We start from the raw sequence: 15,304 nt of genomic DNA on the forward strand, positions 1-15,304 counted from the left end.
CGTGTGCAGTGCGCGTGGAGCGCCGTGGTGAGATGATGGAAGGTCGGGCGGCGCGCCAGGGACCTGGAAGCTGCTCGAGGGCCTGCGCGTCGAAGGGGAACGAACGAGCCGGAGGGTTTCGAGATGCCGCGTTCAACGTCCGATTCCATGTCGCCTGATGCGCCCGTGCCGCTCGTGTTTCCCTGCGGGGCGATCGGGCTCGTGGGCGGCTGGATCACGGCCGACGTTCTCGAGATGGACGAGCTCGTGCCCCGCTTCCTGCTCGCGGGTGTGACCCCGATCGTCGCGGCGCTGCTGGGCCACTACCTGACGTCGCGGATCGGAGGCGTCTGGGGCGATGGATCGATGGCGTTCGGCGCGGGCGATGCGCCGGCGGACGGCCTGCCGTGGGTCGACGCGCCGGGGAAGTGGACCCGGCGGGGGCCGTTCGTGGCGGGCGTGCTGGCGCTGTGGGCCATCGTTGTGGCCGGCGTCGTGAACGGGATGACCATCGGGCTCGTGGCGGGGCCGGCAGGGATGATCGTCGGCGCGGCGTTCGGCGCGGTGTTCGCGCTGCCGTTCGTTCCGGCACTCGCGGTGGTGCTGATCGCGGCGAATCGTGTCGGGCGGGCGCGCGCCGGCTCGATCGTGGCGCGCTCGGATCGGCGTGCGGTGTGGGCGGCGACCGCGGCGGTGATCGCGGTGGCGCTGCAGCTGGGGTCGGGGCTGCCGGAGGCGGCGGCGCCCGACCTGGGGCGCCTCGTGGCGGCGATGGGGTTCGCCGTGGTGGCGGGGCTGTGCGCGCTGGACGCGCTGGAGATCGCGAGGGTGCTGAAGCTGCCGCGGGAGCGGAGCGGGGCGGGGGACGAGGTCGCGGAGCGGATCGCAGCGGAGATCGAGGCGGGGGCGGCGGGAGCGGAAGACGACGGCGGAGCGGGGAGCGCTGCGCGGGCCGGGGGGAAGGGGACGGGGGAGAGGATCGACCTCGGCCTCGGGGACGAGGTGCACGTCGAGGTGGTGAGGCCGACCCACGCCTACCGGGGGGCGCAGCAGATCGCCCGGGTGGTGCGGGGGAACCGCGAGCGCACCGTGGCGGCGCTGCGGGCAGGGCTGATGCGGGGCGCGGGCGCGCTGGTGGTGGGGGCGGCGCTCTGGGGCGAGGTGTGGAAGTGATCGAGGCGCGCGGAGGGCGGCGCCCGGCGGAAGAGCGCGGACTGGCGGCCGGCGGAGGAGCGCGGGCCGGTGAGGCGCGGCGGAAGAGCGGGCTGGACGAGGGCGTGGCTGGGGATCTGGCTTGATGCGTGAGGCGAGGTGTGCCAGGTTCCGGCGCCCGTAGCGGCTGTCGCCCCTGCCCCCGTAGCTCAGTGGATAGAGCAGCGGTTTCCTAAACCGAAGGTCGCAAGTTCAATTCTTGCCGGGGGTGCTCGAAATCCTGAGGGATTTTGGCTCCGCATCAGATGGCCGAGCAGGCCGCGGGCAGGAGGCTCCGCGGCGTCGCTCGCTGGGCGCGTGTCGGGGACCGCAGCGTGGCAGGGCCGACTCGACCAGGTGGCGGTCAGCGAGCGGCAGCAGGAAGCTTCGTCATCCGCTGGACGGACCGCGAACGAATGCGGCTGCCCGCCGCGAGCGATGATGCGCGCGGGGGCCGACGACCTGTGCCTGCGCACCTGGTGGGACCAGTGGCGCAGCTCGGGGAGGGGGCCGGACACGCCGGGGGAGGCGCCGTCGTGGTGCTGAAAAATTTCTAGTTGGGAAGCTCTCGAGAGGCTCCGGGGAGAGTTTCAACTCTGGGCGGCGGCTCTCGAGAGGCTCCATATCGCCACGCTGGAGCTCCTACGTCGCGCCACGGAAGCCGGCTACACCGGCAAAAAGACCGCGTTCTACGCCCTTGTCGCTGCTGCCCGCCCCAAGCACGCCCCGCCCATCGTTCGCTTCGAAGGCCTGCCGGGCGAGTTCTCGTAGCACGACTTCGGGGAAGTCGTGGTCACGTTTGTCGATGGCCGCAAGAAGCGCGTCCGCTCCTTCGCTTCGCGCCTGAAGCACTCGCGCTTCGCCGCCGTCGATCTCGTCGACAACCAGGGCATCGAGACCCTCGTCCGCAGCCTCGCGCGCCACTTCGTCGCCTTCGGCGGCTTACCGCTCATAGCCGTGTTCGATCGATCCAAGACCATTGTTAAGAAGAGCGGCAAAGGCCGCGCGCTTGAGCTCTTCAATGCCACGTTCGCACAGGCGATCGTCGACCTCGGTGTCGGCGTCGAGATGTGCGCACCCAGGCGCGGTAACCAGAAGGGCACCGTCGAGCGGCTCGTGGGCTGGGTGAAGAGCTCCTTCTTCAAGCCGCGCAAGTTCCAGGACGAGGCCGACCTCGAGGCCCAGCTCGCCGCGTGGCTCGTCGAGCCCGAGCATCGCGCCTCGACGATCGCCCCCCGGGTATAGCGTCTCGCGACGCGCCTCCCGGGCCAGACCAACGCCCGGACGGACACGTGTGCCCACGGCACGCCGATGCGCCCCGTAGCGCGCTCGGCGCCGCCCGGACCACGCTCTTTCGACCCAGGACCGAGCCATCACGACGCTCGCGGTCCCATCCGTTCGGTTTGCTGCGCTACACGTCTTCGCGCTGCGATCCGGCTTCTTTTACCTACGGTGCGCCAAGCACAGCTTCGATCAGGAGGATGCCATGTGAAGTCCACACCAACTGAAACCTGATGCGGTGGGTGTCAAGATTGTTGGCCGTTGATTTGGTCACATCCTCGTGAGTGCTTGAGCCTCGTGCGTGTGGGGGTTGAGGGTCACGGGACCGATGGGAGTCCAGTTGCGAGTCTGGCCGGTCCAGCGCAGCGGCGTCCTGCGGCGGGCCCGCTGGTAGAGCGCATGGCGGGCAGCGAGCAGCGCGCCATCGCGCCCTTGGTGGCGGTCGGCGGGCGTGATGAAGCGGAGGCTGCTGTGCAGGTGCTCGCCGTTGTACCAGGCTACGAAACGCTCGACCCAGTGGCGTGCGTGCTCCACGGTGGCGAACGGGCGGCGTGGATACTCGGGCCGGTACTTGAGGGTGCGGAAGAGGGCCTCGGCGTAGGGGTTGTCGTCGCTGACGCGAGGGCGGCTGAAGGAGGGCACGACGCCCAGGCGCTGGAGCGTGGCGAGCATGGTCGAGCCCTTCATTGGGCCGCCGTTGTCCGCGTGCAGCACCAGGCAGCCGGAGCCCCCGGCTTCGCGGCCACAGGTCTGCTCGATGAGACGAGCGGCAGCGACCATCGACTCCTCGTTCTCGACCGACCAGCCGACGATCTTGCGGCTGTAGACGTCCACGATCAGGTACAGGAAGTAGAACGCTCCGCGCACCGCGCTCTTCAGGTAGGTGATATCCCAGCACCACACCTGATTGGGCCTCTTGGCGACGAGCGCGCGAGGACGATGGGCGCGTGCCGGTCGAGCCGGATTGCGGTGCGCCAGCAGCCCCTGCTCGCGCAGGACGCGGTAGAAGCTCGACTCCGAAGCCAGATACACGCCGCGATCGGCCAGGCGCGGGACGATCTGCTTGGGCGAGAGATTGCGGAACTCGGGGCTGTTGGCCGTCTCGACGATGCGCCGGCGCTCGGCCTCGGTCAGCTTGTGCACCGGGGCGTGGCGCGGTCCGGCTCGTCCATCCTCGCCGCCGACCTCCGCTCGCCATCGGGCCACGGTGCGCGCGCTGAGCCCGAGCGCACCGCAGGCGGCCGCGAGCGTCGCGCCGGCCCGCATGGCCTCATCGAGGAGCGAGAGCGTCACCTGTCGGTCTCCGGATCCGTGTCGTCGTCCCCGTCCCCCCAGATGGAACGGGCTTTTTTTGAAGTGCGAGGAGTGCCGCGGCCTCGGCCAGCGCCTTGTCTTTGCGCCGCAGCTGCCTCTCCAGGTCCCGAACGCGCCGCGACGGGGCCGTGCCGTGCCCGGGCTTTGCCGGCCCTCCTAGAGCCTCCAGCGCGGCCTTGCGCCACTCGCCGAGCTGCGCTTCGTGCAGTCCCTCGCGGCGGAGGAACTCGCCGAGCTCCCGCTCGGAGAGCGCGGCCGCCTCTGTCACCGCGCGCAGCTTTTGCTCCGGGGTCCAGTCCTCCGGGCGGCGAGCGGCGGAAGGGAGGGGAGGCGCAGAGCGGCGAGCGTCGTCGGACACGGGCGCGAGGCTACGAGCATCGCGAAGCCAGCGCGAGAGCGTCGTCTGATGCACCCCCGTCTCCGCCGACAGCGCCACCGCCGTCGGTCCTCCTGGGGCGAGGAGCCGCTGGACGATTTTTCTTTTGAAGGATTCCGAATACTCTCTCACCTGAAAGCCCGTCCGGGGGGTCGCTGCGTGCAAGGTGAAGCCATCGAGCGCAGCGCACAGCGGCTTGTCGTACGCGAGCGCGCTCGGACAATACGACGAGAGCCCGCGGAGCCATTGCGGGGCGACGACGTGTGGCGCGGCTCTCGTCCCGAGACGGCGGAGGCACAGAGCGCGGCCTCGGGCTCGTCGTCCTCCTCGACGTCGTGCTCGCTCTCGAGATGTCCGTGCCGCCGGAGGTAACGGAGCATCCGCCCGACGGCGTGCTCTAGGACCTGACCGACCTCGCGCGTTCGCAGGTGACCGAGTTCGTTCCACACGAGCTCGGTGCCGTCTTCGTGATAAGCCCCGTCGAGGAAGACCACGTGCAGATGCGGATTGAGCCGCATGTCGCCGGACGTGCGTTGCACGACGGTCACCGCGCCGCTCTTGACCGCGCCGCACGCGCCTCGGCGCGCGGCGCGCTCTTCGTAGAACCGCTCCACGCTCTCGACGAAGATGCGGGTCAGCACGCCGAACAACGCCCCGTCCTGGGCGAGCCTGCGCCGCCACGGAAACGGAAACGTCAACACCCACGGACGGTGCGCCACCTCGGGCAGGACGTCCTCGATCAGGTTCGCCGCCGTGGCACACATGCGTCGGCCCAGACACGACGGGCAGAAACCGCGTCCTTTACAGCTGAAGGCGACCAGCCGACTCTCTTCGCAGCGCTCGCACCGGAGCCGCGCGAACCCGCGGCAGAGCAGCCCGCAGTCGAGGTAGGCTTCAAGCTCCTTCTTCGCGTGCTTGGGTATCCGGACGGCGATGGCGTCGTCGTCGATGGCCCCGTACAGCGTCTCCACGTTGTCGCGCACGATCTCGTAGAGCGTCGTCTTCTCGCGGCGACGGCGCTCGTAGACGGCAGCTTAGCTCGTTGGCATCCTCGGCGACGTCGAAGCGCTCATGTTCTCGCGCAAAAAGCGGGAACTATCATCAGCGGGATCGACCTTGCGGACTCCATGTTTCTATGATGCCTAGCCCCTGGTCGCCGCAGTTCGGGTGGCAGGAGCTGGAGCCACGAACGGGATGACGAGCTCCAGGTTGACAGCGACAAGCGTGTGACCTGTCTCACGCGAGGGCGGTGGACTCATGCCCACCGAGGCGTGCGCGCGACGTCGACGGCACACTTCACGGCCGGCCCGTCCAGCAATGCACGAGCGGACCTTCCGCGCGGTGGGTCGTGATCAGCTGGATTTTCCGGTCGATCATCCGGCCACAGCCGGGCGAGCATGGGACGACCCGCAGGCCGCCCGCTCCGGGGGCCCCCGCCAATGGCTCACCCGATCCCCCCAAAATCGAAACCACAACACGAAGGCTGCTCGAGGAGGTCGAAGCCGGAGTCGCGACGGAAATGAAATGTTTCTTCTCGGCCCGCCTCCGCGGAACGGAGATCCGCGTTCCCAAAGACGGCGAATCGTGAGGGCGGGCGCGGGGAAGCCGCTCCCGTGGTAAGATGGCGATCATGCGCCGCGTGACGATCGTCCCGATATTGGTCGCGCTCGCGGCCTGCTCGAGCGCCCCTTCTCCCGAGGGAGTGCAGCCGCCCGCACCGCCGCCGCGCGCGACCTCCGCGGAGCCTGCGCCGAGCGCCTCCGGGGCGCGCGCAGCGCCGGCGGCCGCACCGAGCGCGGCGCCTGCGGCCGAGGCACCGCAGCACCCGGCCCCCTGCCCGGAAGGCGCGCTCCCGCCGCCGGCAGCCCCGTGGGCGGTGTTCGTGCAGGACAAGGGCTGCATGGCGCTGTTCAACTACAACCTGAGGAATCCCGAGCCCGACGACGTGATCGCTGTCGAGGTCTACGACACGCACCGGGTCACTGGCGCCGACGTCGCGCGGCTCCGCTACACGCAGTACATCGGCAAGGAAAAGCAGGATGTGAGCTATCGCGAACACCTCCCGCTGCACGTCGCCGTGACCGCGAAGGGGCTGTACGTGCTCGACGCCGAGGCCGACGAATCCGTGGTTACCGCGGCGCTGAAGAAGCCGCCCACGTACACGCATCCGCCGAGAATCGTGAAGCCCACGAAGGGAAACAATTACAGATATGTCACGGTGGTGAAGACGCCGCGCGGCGAGGTCACCTGCTTCGGGCACGCGCACCCGCGCGACGGATCGTGCGAGGACACGTGCACCGGCGAGGTGTGCATTTCGCCGACGAAGGGGGTCGTGTCGCTGGGCGGAACGGCGTCGCCGAGCTTCGAGTTCTTCGCGCAGGAGGGCTTCGACGGGCGAGAGTGAGGGGCGCGCGTCGAGGCGCAGCGCCTCGCGCCGGGACGGCGATCGCACGGCCGAACGAAGATCACCGCCGAGTCCACGCCTCGACCTCCGCGGCGCGGAGCGATCGGCGCGTCGAGGACGCGAGCGCACGGGAGCCGTCGCACTGCATCCGCGCCCCGCGACGGCGTCACTTTTTGTTCCCTTTCTCCTTTTTCTCTTGCTGTGCTTTCAGCTCTTCCCGGAACACGTCGTGGAAGCCTTCGGGGTTGTATTCCCAGTGCCACGGCTCGTTCTGGAACGGATACCAGCCGTAGGCCGCGCCCTTCATGAACAGCCACTTGTGCGCCGACGCCTCGCGCATGTCGACGACGTTCTGCATGGGCACCGTAGTCGCCTCGGCATACGATTGCGTAGCCGTGCTGCCGTCGGACTTTTGATAGCTGTAGCTCAGCTTCAAGTCGATCGCGATGCCCAGGGAGTGCACGGAGAACGCCGCCACCGCATTGCGATTGTCCGCTTTTTCTGCGTTGCTCGCCGCCGTCTCGGGCGAGCGATAAGCATCCAGCACGATGAGGGCAACGCCGTCCTGCAGCGCGGCCTCGCGCATTTGCAGGAAGGACTTCAGCGCAAGCTTGTTGAGCTGTTTGCCCTTGGGCTGCGTGGGGGTCTGCCCGTCCGGGAGTGGGCCGGGAAAATTGGGCACCGGCTGCAGCTGGCTGTCCACGTAGCGGCGCATCGTCTTCGTGAACTCCGCTTGGGTGACCACCGGGGCGCTTCCTTGGTTGGCGCGGCGTTCCGGACGAATGGCGTTCAGATCGTTCATCATCTGCGTTGCCCGACCTTCATTCGGACCGGTCGGATTGCCGGGGTAGTCCGCCTTATCCCAGGCGAACTCCCGATAGCGCTCGCGCTGCTTCGGCGGCAACAGATCAAGGCTCGACGTGCTCGGGTCGGTGATGAAATGATCTTCGATGGCGGCGACGAGGACGGCGCCTTCCGTCGGCAACGCCGCCTTTTGCTTGGCGAAGTCCTCCGTGCCGATGTTCTTCATCGCGGTGTTGTAGGCGGCCTCGACCTTGGGGAACCGACTGCGCTCGAAGATCACGGTCTCCAGATAGTCGAGCTGCAGCATCGTGCCGTGATGGTTCCAGATCGTGAAGACCTCGTTGTTGAGCGCGGCGCTCACCTCGGACTCGATCAAGGGCGCGCCGCTCTCTTGCCGCAAGCGAGCCGCGAAATCGCTGCCCGCGTCCAGCTCCAGTCTGAGCTTGAGGGTGTAGTGAGGTGTCCGGCCGCGTTCGGTGTGGTCGTGCTCATCCAGCGAGCTGCGCTGGATCTGCGCGGCCGAACCGCCGGTGAGCTGCGGTGCGCGGCCGCTATCGAGGAGGGACCCGGCGACATGGTCAGCTTCGCGCTCCGCCGCGGTGTGTTTCGGCCCGACCTCGCGCCAGTCGAGGCTCACCCCTCTGGGCGCTCGGCTCTGTTGAACGACGTGCGCAAGCTCGTGCGCGAGCAGCGATCGACCATGCCTGGTGTCCGGCCGGAACTGGCCCTTGCCCAGGACGATGTTGCTGCCCGCGGTATATGCGAGCGCATCGATGGCCGCGGCCGACTCGGCGGCCCGCGCGTCAGCATGCACGCGCACGCTGCTGAAGTCATGCCCGAAGCGCGGCTCCATGAAGGCGCGGGTCGCTGCGTCGAGCGGCTGCCCGGGTGAGCGCAGCACTTCCTGCACGACAGGCGGGGCTGCAAATCCCTCCCCCTCGTGCACGCTGCGAAGCGGGGATGCCGTCTGTGCGCCCGAGGTCGGGCTCCGGCGCGACGGGCTGAGTTGCTGCCAGCTCGGGTTCACCGGAAAAGTCTTCCGCGGGTGCGCAGGAGCGGGCGAGGCTGCGTGTCGCGGCCCGGCCGGAGCAGGCTTGGGAGTGAAGCAGAACATGGCGGTCTCTTCCTCTTCAATCCAACCGCCTCCAAGGTATCAGCGGCGCTTCGCGGTTTCAACGCCTACTTCGCGCCACTTCCGCTCCGTCAGTCGCAATCCAGATGACCACATCCGGGCGCGTAGGTAAAAGAAGCCGGATCGCAGCGCGAAGAAGTGTAGCGCGGCAGAGCGAAAGGGTGGGGCCGCGAGCGTCGTGATGGCTCGGTCCTGGGTCGAAAGAGCGTGGTCCGGGCGGCGCCGAGCGCGCTACGGGGCGCATCGGCGTGCCGTGGGCACACGTGTCCGTCCGGGCGTTGGTCTGGCCCGGGAGGCGGCTCGACGCGCTCCTTTGCGATCGGGGGTCGCAGCACGTAACGCAGCAGCGCCTCCCTCGCCGCGGCATGGTGCGCACCGGCGCGCGTCGCTGCGTGCAAGGTGAAGCCATCGAGCGCAGCGCACAGCGGCTTGTCGTACGCGAGCGCGCTCGGACAATACGACGAGAGCCCGCGGAGCCATTGCGGGGCGACGACGTGTGGCGCGGCTCTCGTCCCGAGACGGCGGAGGCACAGAGCGCGGCCTCGGGCTCGTCGTCCTCCTCGACGTCGTGCTCGCTCTCGAGATGTCCGTGCCGCCGGAGGTAACGGAGCATCCGCCCGACGGCGTGCTCTAGGACCTGACCGACCTCGCGCGTTCGCAGGTGACCGAGTTCGTTCCACACGAGCTCGGTGCCGTCTTCGTGATAAGCCCCGTCGAGGAAGACCACGTGCAGATGCGGATTGAGCCGCATGTCGCCGGACGTGCGTTGCACGACGGTCACCGCGCCGCTCTTGACCGCGCCGCACGCGCCTCGGCGCGCGGCGCGCTCTTCGTAGAACCGCTCCACGCTCTCGACGAAGATGCGGGTCAGCACGCCGAACAACGCCCCGTCCTGGGCGAGCCTGCGCCGCCACGGAAACGGAAACGTCAACACCCACGGACGGTGCGCCACCTCGGGCAGGACGTCCTCGATCAGGTTCGCCGCCGTGGCACACATGCGTCGGCCCAGACACGACGGGCAGAAGCCGCGTCCTTTACAGCTGAAGGCGACCAGCCGACTGTCTTCGCATCGGTGGCACCGGAGCCGCGCGACCCCGCGGCAGAGCAGCCCGCAGTCGAGGTAGACTTCGAGCTCCTTCTTCGCATGCTTGGGTATCCGGACCGCGATGGCGCCGTCGTCGATCGCCCCGTACAGCGTCTCCACGTTGTCGCGCACGATCTCGTAGAGCGTCGTCTTCTCGCGGCGACGGCGCTCGTAGACGACGCCCGTGCTGCGAGCCGCGCTGGCCACACGGCGCCGACACCGCACGCCGCACGCCACGCGGTGAGGGCGCGTTTTCGCCGCGAATTTCGACAACCCGCCGGGCTATCGCCCATGGCGGCGCCATGGCGGAGCGGCGGGCCGGGGGCCGGCGGGCCGCGACGCTCGCTGCCGCGGCGGCGGAGGCGCTCGCCGAGCCCCCGGCTCGCGCTCGATATATCGGCGCGCGAGAACGCAGAGCGCGAGCGCGCAGCGTTGCAGGAGGAGAGCCTCCGGGTGCAGCAGAGCCGACTAGCGGAGCTGTCCACGCCGATGATCCCGATCACCGAGCAGGTGATGGTCATGCCTCTCATCGGGACTATGGATGAGCAGCGTGCCAGGCACGTGCTTGAATCTGCGCTCTCTGGCGCCGAGGCGCATGGTGCGCGTGCCGCCTCCGTGCCAGCATGCAGGAGCCGCTTCGCCACTCGTTTTCCCTCCGCTCCCCGTGGCGTCCGCAGTTCCGCCATGGCGTCGCCATGCAGCATCGCGGCGAGAGGGTCGTCGCCTGCGCACGCCGCCGCGCTTGCCTCCCGGCACAGGTCTGGTGCTTGCCGGCATCACTTTCCGGATGTCTCCGGGGCGCTTCGGCACGCAACCGCCGCGCGCGGGCGATCCCAGTAGAGCCTGCGGGCACTGGCGAGCGGCAAGGCTCCGGCAGCGAGTCGACGCGAGCGGCGGGCTCGACGTTCGGCCCAAGCTTGCTCACCCCTCCGGTGTCACCGGCAGCCCGAGCAGCCGACCGATCGCCGCGTGAACGACCCGGGCCGCCACCTCATCCCCGAGGGCGACGGCGCGGCTCAGGGTGCTGGCGAGCGAGGCGACCACCGCAGCCCGACCCAACGGCTCGGTCACGGCGAGCTCCCCAAGCCCGGGGCTCCGCGGTGGGGCCCGGGTTGGGCCCATGCCGACCAAGGGGGTGCGATCCGTCGTCACGCTCTCCCCGAATCCCCGGGGAAGCGACGGATCGCGACGGTTCGCCCCCGCGGGACAGTCCCGCCAGGAAGCTCTATGGGTTCGCGCTCGCCGAGCCGGGGAGCCTCTTCACGCTCCGCCTCGCTGCCGCGCGGACGCCCGACCTGCGGCGCCGCGCGCTCTACCTGCGCCACGCGTCCGACGCGGTCCGGCACGCGCGCATGTTCCACGCCGCCGTCCGCGGCAGGCCCGGCGGTGCGCGGCGCCCGCCGAACCTGCACGCCGATGCCGAGGACATCCACGAAGCGCTCGGTGAAATCGGCTTTCTCGCGTGGCGCCAGAGAGCGCAGATTCAAGCACGTGCCTGGCACGCTGCTCATCCATGGTCCCGAGGCATGACCATCACCTTATTGACGCTCACGATGGTTGATGCTCGATCGCGCAGGCTGTTCGATGGCCATCGCGGAGGTGTGCGCTCCCGGTCACGGCCGTGATGGTCGGCCCATCCCGCGGCCGTAGCTGCCGGAGTGCTCAGGCGCGTCAAGGGTGCCCGCGCCGGGGCGCCGCGGCTACGCCGCCTTTGGCCCGCCCTCCGCGCTCCGGCGACCGTCCCGTGCGGGCGATGGGCGAACGGAGCCTCCGGCGGGGGCTCCGGGCACCGGATGGCCATCAACCAGCGCGAGCGAAAAAGGGCCCAGGACCATCATCTAGCCAGTTCGGTAACACACCTGCTCGGTGATCGGGATCATCGGCGTGGACAGCTCCGCTAGCCGGCTCTGCTGCACCCGGAGGCTCTCCTCCTGCAACGCTGCGCGCTAGCGCTCTACGTTCTCGCGCGCCGACATATCGAGCGCGAGCCGGGGGCTCGGCGAGCGCCTCCGCCGCCGCGGTAGCGAGCGTCGCGGCCCGCCGCCCCCGGCCCGCCGCTCCGCCATGGCGCCGACATGGGTGATAGCCCGGCGGGTTGTCGAAATTCGCGGCAAGAACGCGACGACCAACAAACACCCGAAGCGCTGGGGGGCGGTGCTGCACGACGATGATCTCGCAGACGCGATCGTCGATCGGATCCTGCATCGTGGGCGGCTCTTGCGGCTCGACGGGCCGTCGGTGAGGACCAAGCACTTGCCCGAGGGCGAGCTGCGGGTGGATGATCAGGAGCAGGCTGGGCGCAGCAGATTTTCCGGACTGGCTGCCGCAGATTTTCCGGAACCCACACGGTCTTTCTGACGAGCGCGACGGCGCCCGCCTTTGCCGTAACCCGGTATATATCCGACAGGACTCGCTCCTCCGCCGAGCGCGTCCAGCGAAACCTGTCCGCGCGTCGCCGCCGAAGCCGTCGCTGCCGGCCTTCGATGAACCGCGCGGCGCCGCCATGACGACTCGCAGCACGAGCGTTCGGCGCGATCCGGTGCGCCCGTAGACGACTTGACGTCCTCGACGAAATCTGTTGCCGTGCTTGCCGTCTTCCGGATCGTCTGGGCCTGCGCAGTTGTGGGGAGTCATGCGGCAGTCCGTTGTTGAGGGGACCGGTGATCTGGGGGCGCGGCGCGCATGTCGCCCGCCGCGATAGTGCAGCTCAAATCGTTTGTGCTCGCGGCACAGGCTTCGGTGTCTGCCAAGGCCGTCTCGCTGCGCCGGTCAGCCCCGCCCATCCCAAGGAGGAGTTCTCGATGCCCGTCACACCGACCTATCCTGGCGTCTACATCGAGGAGGCCCCGAGCGCCGTGCGCACCATCGCGGGCGTCGGCACCTCGATCGCCCTTTTCGTCGGCCGGGCTGCCCAGGGCTCGCTGGAGAAGCCGACCCTGTGCCTGAGCTACGCCGATTTCGCGCGCGCTTACTCCGAGGATACCCGCTACGGCGAGCTAGCGCAGAGCGTGCGGCTGTTCTTCGAGAACGGCGGCTCGCAATGCTGGGTGCTGCGTATCGCCCACAACGCCCAGGCGGCGGTGACCACCCTGAAGAGCGAGGCCGACAGCGACGTCCTCAAGCTCACCGCCAAGAGCCCGGGGCTCATCGGCAACACCATCCGGGCGGCGGTCACGTACAGCGGCCCGCGCCCCGAGGCGACGTTCAACCTGGAGCTCTTCCGCTGGGACAAGGACTCCACGGGCGCCCTGGTCCGGCGCGACGTCGAGCTGTGGACGAACCTCTCGATGGATCCCAACTCGCGCCGCTACGCGCCGACGCTGGTGACGCAGTCGTCGAAGCTCGTCAAAGCCGAGCTGGCCGGCGCGCACTCGGCGGGCGTGGGTTACTCGCAGTCGGGCCGCCCGCTCGACTTTCCGAGCGCCGCCGACGACGCCGCCTTCAACCAGGTGTGGAATGACGCGCGGGGGGCCGGCACGGACCTTCGCATCAGCGTCGACGGCGGCGAGCTCGTCAACGTCGAGCTCGGCGGGATCCCGGCCATCACGGGCGCCGACTTCGGCGCGCGCCAGAACAACCTGGCCACGGAGATCGAGCAAAGGATCAACGCCAAGCTCTCGCCGACCAAGACGGTCAAGGTGAGCTTCGTAACCGGCCCGGAGAGGGCGACGGGCAGCGTCACGTCGCTGCTCCGCATCGAGTCGACGGGCGCGGATGTGATCATCCAGCCCGCGGCGGATCCGGCAAAAGACCTGACCGCGGCGCTCATGCTCGGCGAGCCGCAGGGGGGCCTCGAGGTCGGCGCCTGGGCCGCCACGCGACCCGCGCCGACCGGCATCAGCTACAAGGCGCTCAGCGCGCTCACGACCTTCGCAGGCGAGACGCAGGGCGCGATCTCGAAGATCACCATCGATGGCAAGGACGTGGATATCGGCTCGCTGGTGACGGTGGTGACAACGCCCGCCGGGACCGGGCGCATCTTCGTCGACGGGAGCTCGAGCTCGAAGAATGGGAACAGCGACGGTGTGCGAGAGAAGCTCGGGCTCATCGTTTCGCGGTTCAACGCCAACGCCGCGGCCGCCGGCGTGCCTTACCGGGCCGAGCTATGGGGCCTGCGCCTCGCGTTCATCGCGGCGGACGGCTCAGACAATGTCGTGCCGAAGATCTCCACGGGCGCGGGCGCGGGCGGCACCAACCTCGCGACGAGCTTCAACAAGAACGTGCGTTACGCTTCGCTCGGCGCCGGCGGCCTCGGCTCCCAGACTCCCGGCCAGGCGGGCGACGACGGCGACCCGCCGCAAGATACGGACTACCAGGCCGCTTATCTCATCGCCGACAAGGAGATCGACCTCTTCAACCTCCTGATCTTGGCCGCGAACAAGGACAAGGACGGGGCCCCCGTCGCGCGCACCGGGTTGTGGGGGCCGGCGAGCGTGTTCGCAGCGAAGCGACGGGCGCTCCTGCTCGTCGATCCGACCGACACGTGGACGAACACGGTCCCCGCCACCGACAAGAATGTCGGCGTGGACGCGATCCGAATCGGGCTGGTGAAGGCCAACGCGGCATTGTTCTATCCCTCCGTTGTCGTCAGCGAGGGCGGGCTCAACGCGACGGTGAGCCCGTCGGGCGCGATCGCCGGGCTCATGGCGCGCATCGATTCGAGCCGCGGGGTGTGGAAGGCGCCAGCCGGGATGGAGGCCGATCTGCGCGGCGTCGTCGGGCTCAGCCAGCGCTTCTCCGACGGCGAGAACGGGGTGCTCAACCCGCGCGCGGTCAACACGCTCCGGGTGTTCCCGTTCGGCATCGTCAACTGGGGCGCGCGCACGCTCGACGGCGACGACGCCTTCGGCAGCGAGTGGAAGTACGTGCCGGTCCGGCGCCTCGCGCTCTACCTGGAGGAGAGCCTCTACCGTGGGATGCAGTGGGCCGTCTTCGAGCCGAACGACGAGCCCCTCTGGGCGCAGATCCGCCTCAACGTGGGCGCCTTCATGCAAAGCCTCTTCCGCCAGGGGGCCTTCCAGGGCCGCTCGCCGCGCGAGGCGTACTTCGTGAAGTGCGATCGCGACACCACCACGCAGGACGACATCAACCGCGGGATCGTCAACGTCATCGTCGGCTTCGCGCCGCTCAAACCCGCCGAGTTCGTGATCATCAAGATCCAGCAGATGGCCGGTCAGCTCACGGCCTAGGAAGAATCGAGGAGGGACCGACCATGCCCCAGTTCAGCGTGAATGCGCAGCGGTTCGATCCGTACAAAAACTTCAAGTTCCGGGTGAAGTGGGACGGGCGCTACGTCGCCGGCGTGAGCAAGGTGGGCGGGCTGAAGCGGACGACCGAGGTGGTGAAGCACCGCGAGGGCGGCGACCCCAGCACGACGCGCAAATCGCCGGGTCGTACCGAGTTCGACGCCATCTCGCTCGACCGCGGCGTCACCCACGATACCGAGTTCGAGAAGTGGGCGAACAAGGTGTGGGCGCTCGGCGCGGGCCTCGGCGGGGAGGTGTCGCTCAGGGACTTCCGCAAGGACCTCATCATCGAGGTCTACAACGAGGCCGGCCAGCTCGCGCTCGCTTACAAGGTGTATCGCTGCTGGGTTTCGGAGTACCAGGCGATGCCCGATCTCGACGCCAACGCCAACGCCGTCGCCATCCAGCATATCAAGCTGGAGTGCGAGGGCTGGGAGCGCGATCTCGAGGTCGCCGAGCCGACCGAGCCGAGCTTCACGATCCCGAGCTGAGG

At 69.1% G+C, this 15,304-nt stretch carries 12 protein-coding genes and 1 tRNA gene; 7 read left to right on the forward strand and 6 right to left on the reverse strand.

The genetic code is table 11. The annotated features are described in order from the left end of the window. Positions 1 to 147 precede the first annotated feature (147 nt). From WMF34_RS10890 to WMF34_RS10900, 3 genes are all read left to right on the forward strand, one after another. Positions 148 to 1,152 carry a hypothetical protein gene (locus WMF34_RS10890; RefSeq protein ID WP_437993240.1) on the forward strand — a complete coding sequence of 335 codons (1,005 nt, stop codon included), beginning with the start codon at positions 148 to 150 and terminating at the stop codon, positions 1,150 to 1,152. A gap of 177 nt (positions 1,153 to 1,329) precedes the next feature. Next, a tRNA-Arg gene (locus WMF34_RS10895) sits at positions 1,330 to 1,402 on the forward strand. A 557-nt stretch (positions 1,403 to 1,959) separates the two neighbouring features. Continuing rightward, on the forward strand, positions 1,960 to 2,415 hold the full coding sequence (locus WMF34_RS10900) for a DDE-type integrase/transposase/recombinase (protein WP_012234715.1): 456 nt from the start codon (positions 1,960 to 1,962) through the stop codon (positions 2,413 to 2,415). Between the two features lie 306 nt (positions 2,416 to 2,721). Here the strand turns inward: WMF34_RS10900 and WMF34_RS10905 are convergent. Together WMF34_RS10905 and WMF34_RS10910 are read right to left on the reverse strand one after the other, a co-directional pair. Then, positions 2,722 to 4,273, reverse strand: a protein-coding gene (locus WMF34_RS10905) for an IS3 family transposase (RefSeq protein WP_437993241.1) whose coding sequence is annotated in 2 segments (ribosomal slippage) — positions 2,722 to 3,805 and positions 3,804 to 4,273 — 1,554 coding nt in all. Because the reading frame shifts where the segments join, the coding sequence is not laid out codon by codon here. Next, the gene (locus WMF34_RS10910) at positions 4,270 to 5,124 is read right to left on the reverse strand and encodes a transposase zinc-binding domain-containing protein (protein ID WP_437993242.1); all 855 of its coding nucleotides are present in this window, start codon (positions 5,122 to 5,124) and stop codon (positions 4,270 to 4,272) included. The genes WMF34_RS10905 and WMF34_RS10910 overlap by 4 nt, the downstream gene beginning before the upstream one ends. A 647-nt stretch (positions 5,125 to 5,771) precedes the next feature. Between WMF34_RS10910 and WMF34_RS10915 the strand changes: the two genes are divergently transcribed. Beyond that, a complete protein-coding gene (locus WMF34_RS10915) occupies positions 5,772 to 6,545 on the forward strand; it encodes a hypothetical protein (RefSeq protein ID WP_437993243.1) in 774 nt (257 codons plus the stop codon). 166 nt (positions 6,546 to 6,711) lie between these two features. Here the strand turns inward: WMF34_RS10915 and WMF34_RS10920 are convergent, their stop codons facing one another. From WMF34_RS10920 to WMF34_RS10935, 4 genes are all read right to left on the reverse strand, one after another. Next, positions 6,712 to 8,376, reverse strand: coding sequence for an eCIS core domain-containing protein (locus tag WMF34_RS10920; RefSeq protein WP_437993244.1), 1,665 nt, complete (start codon positions 8,374 to 8,376; stop codon positions 6,712 to 6,714). Positions 8,377 to 8,521: 145 nt separating this feature from the next. Next, a complete protein-coding gene (locus tag WMF34_RS10925; protein WP_437993245.1) occupies positions 8,522 to 9,772 on the reverse strand; it encodes a transposase zinc-binding domain-containing protein in 1,251 nt (416 codons plus the stop codon). A gap of 714 nt (positions 9,773 to 10,486) precedes the next feature. Further along, entirely contained in the window at positions 10,487 to 10,636 is a 150-nt protein-coding gene (locus tag WMF34_RS10930) for a hypothetical protein (protein ID WP_437993246.1), read from the reverse strand. Between the two features lie 77 nt (positions 10,637 to 10,713). Next, positions 10,714 to 11,052: a hypothetical protein gene (locus WMF34_RS10935; RefSeq protein WP_437993247.1), complete on the reverse strand. Its 339-nt coding sequence runs from the start codon at positions 11,050 to 11,052 to the stop codon at positions 10,714 to 10,716. 577 nt (positions 11,053 to 11,629) lie between these two features. On the opposite strand from WMF34_RS10935, the gene WMF34_RS10940 reads away from it, so the two are divergent. The 3 genes from WMF34_RS10940 (at position 11,630) to WMF34_RS10950 (ending at position 15,302) form a co-directional block, all read left to right on the forward strand. Beyond that, complete coding sequence (locus WMF34_RS10940; protein ID WP_437993248.1) at positions 11,630 to 11,923, forward strand: ATP-binding protein; 294 nt, start codon at positions 11,630 to 11,632, stop codon at positions 11,921 to 11,923. Between the two features lie 443 nt (positions 11,924 to 12,366). After that, the gene (locus WMF34_RS10945) at positions 12,367 to 14,754 is read left to right on the forward strand and encodes a phage tail sheath family protein (protein ID WP_437993249.1); all 2,388 of its coding nucleotides are present in this window, start codon (positions 12,367 to 12,369) and stop codon (positions 14,752 to 14,754) included. Positions 14,755 to 14,777: 23 nt separating this feature from the next. After that, positions 14,778 to 15,302, forward strand: coding sequence for a phage tail protein (locus tag WMF34_RS10950; protein ID WP_012234721.1), 525 nt, complete (start codon positions 14,778 to 14,780; stop codon positions 15,300 to 15,302). Positions 15,303 to 15,304 lie beyond the last annotated feature (2 nt).

The sequence above is a fragment of the Sorangium sp. So ce145 genome, from assembly GCF_051525985.1.
Lineage (GTDB): Bacteria > Myxococcota_A > Polyangia > Polyangiales > Polyangiaceae > Sorangium > Sorangium cellulosum_B.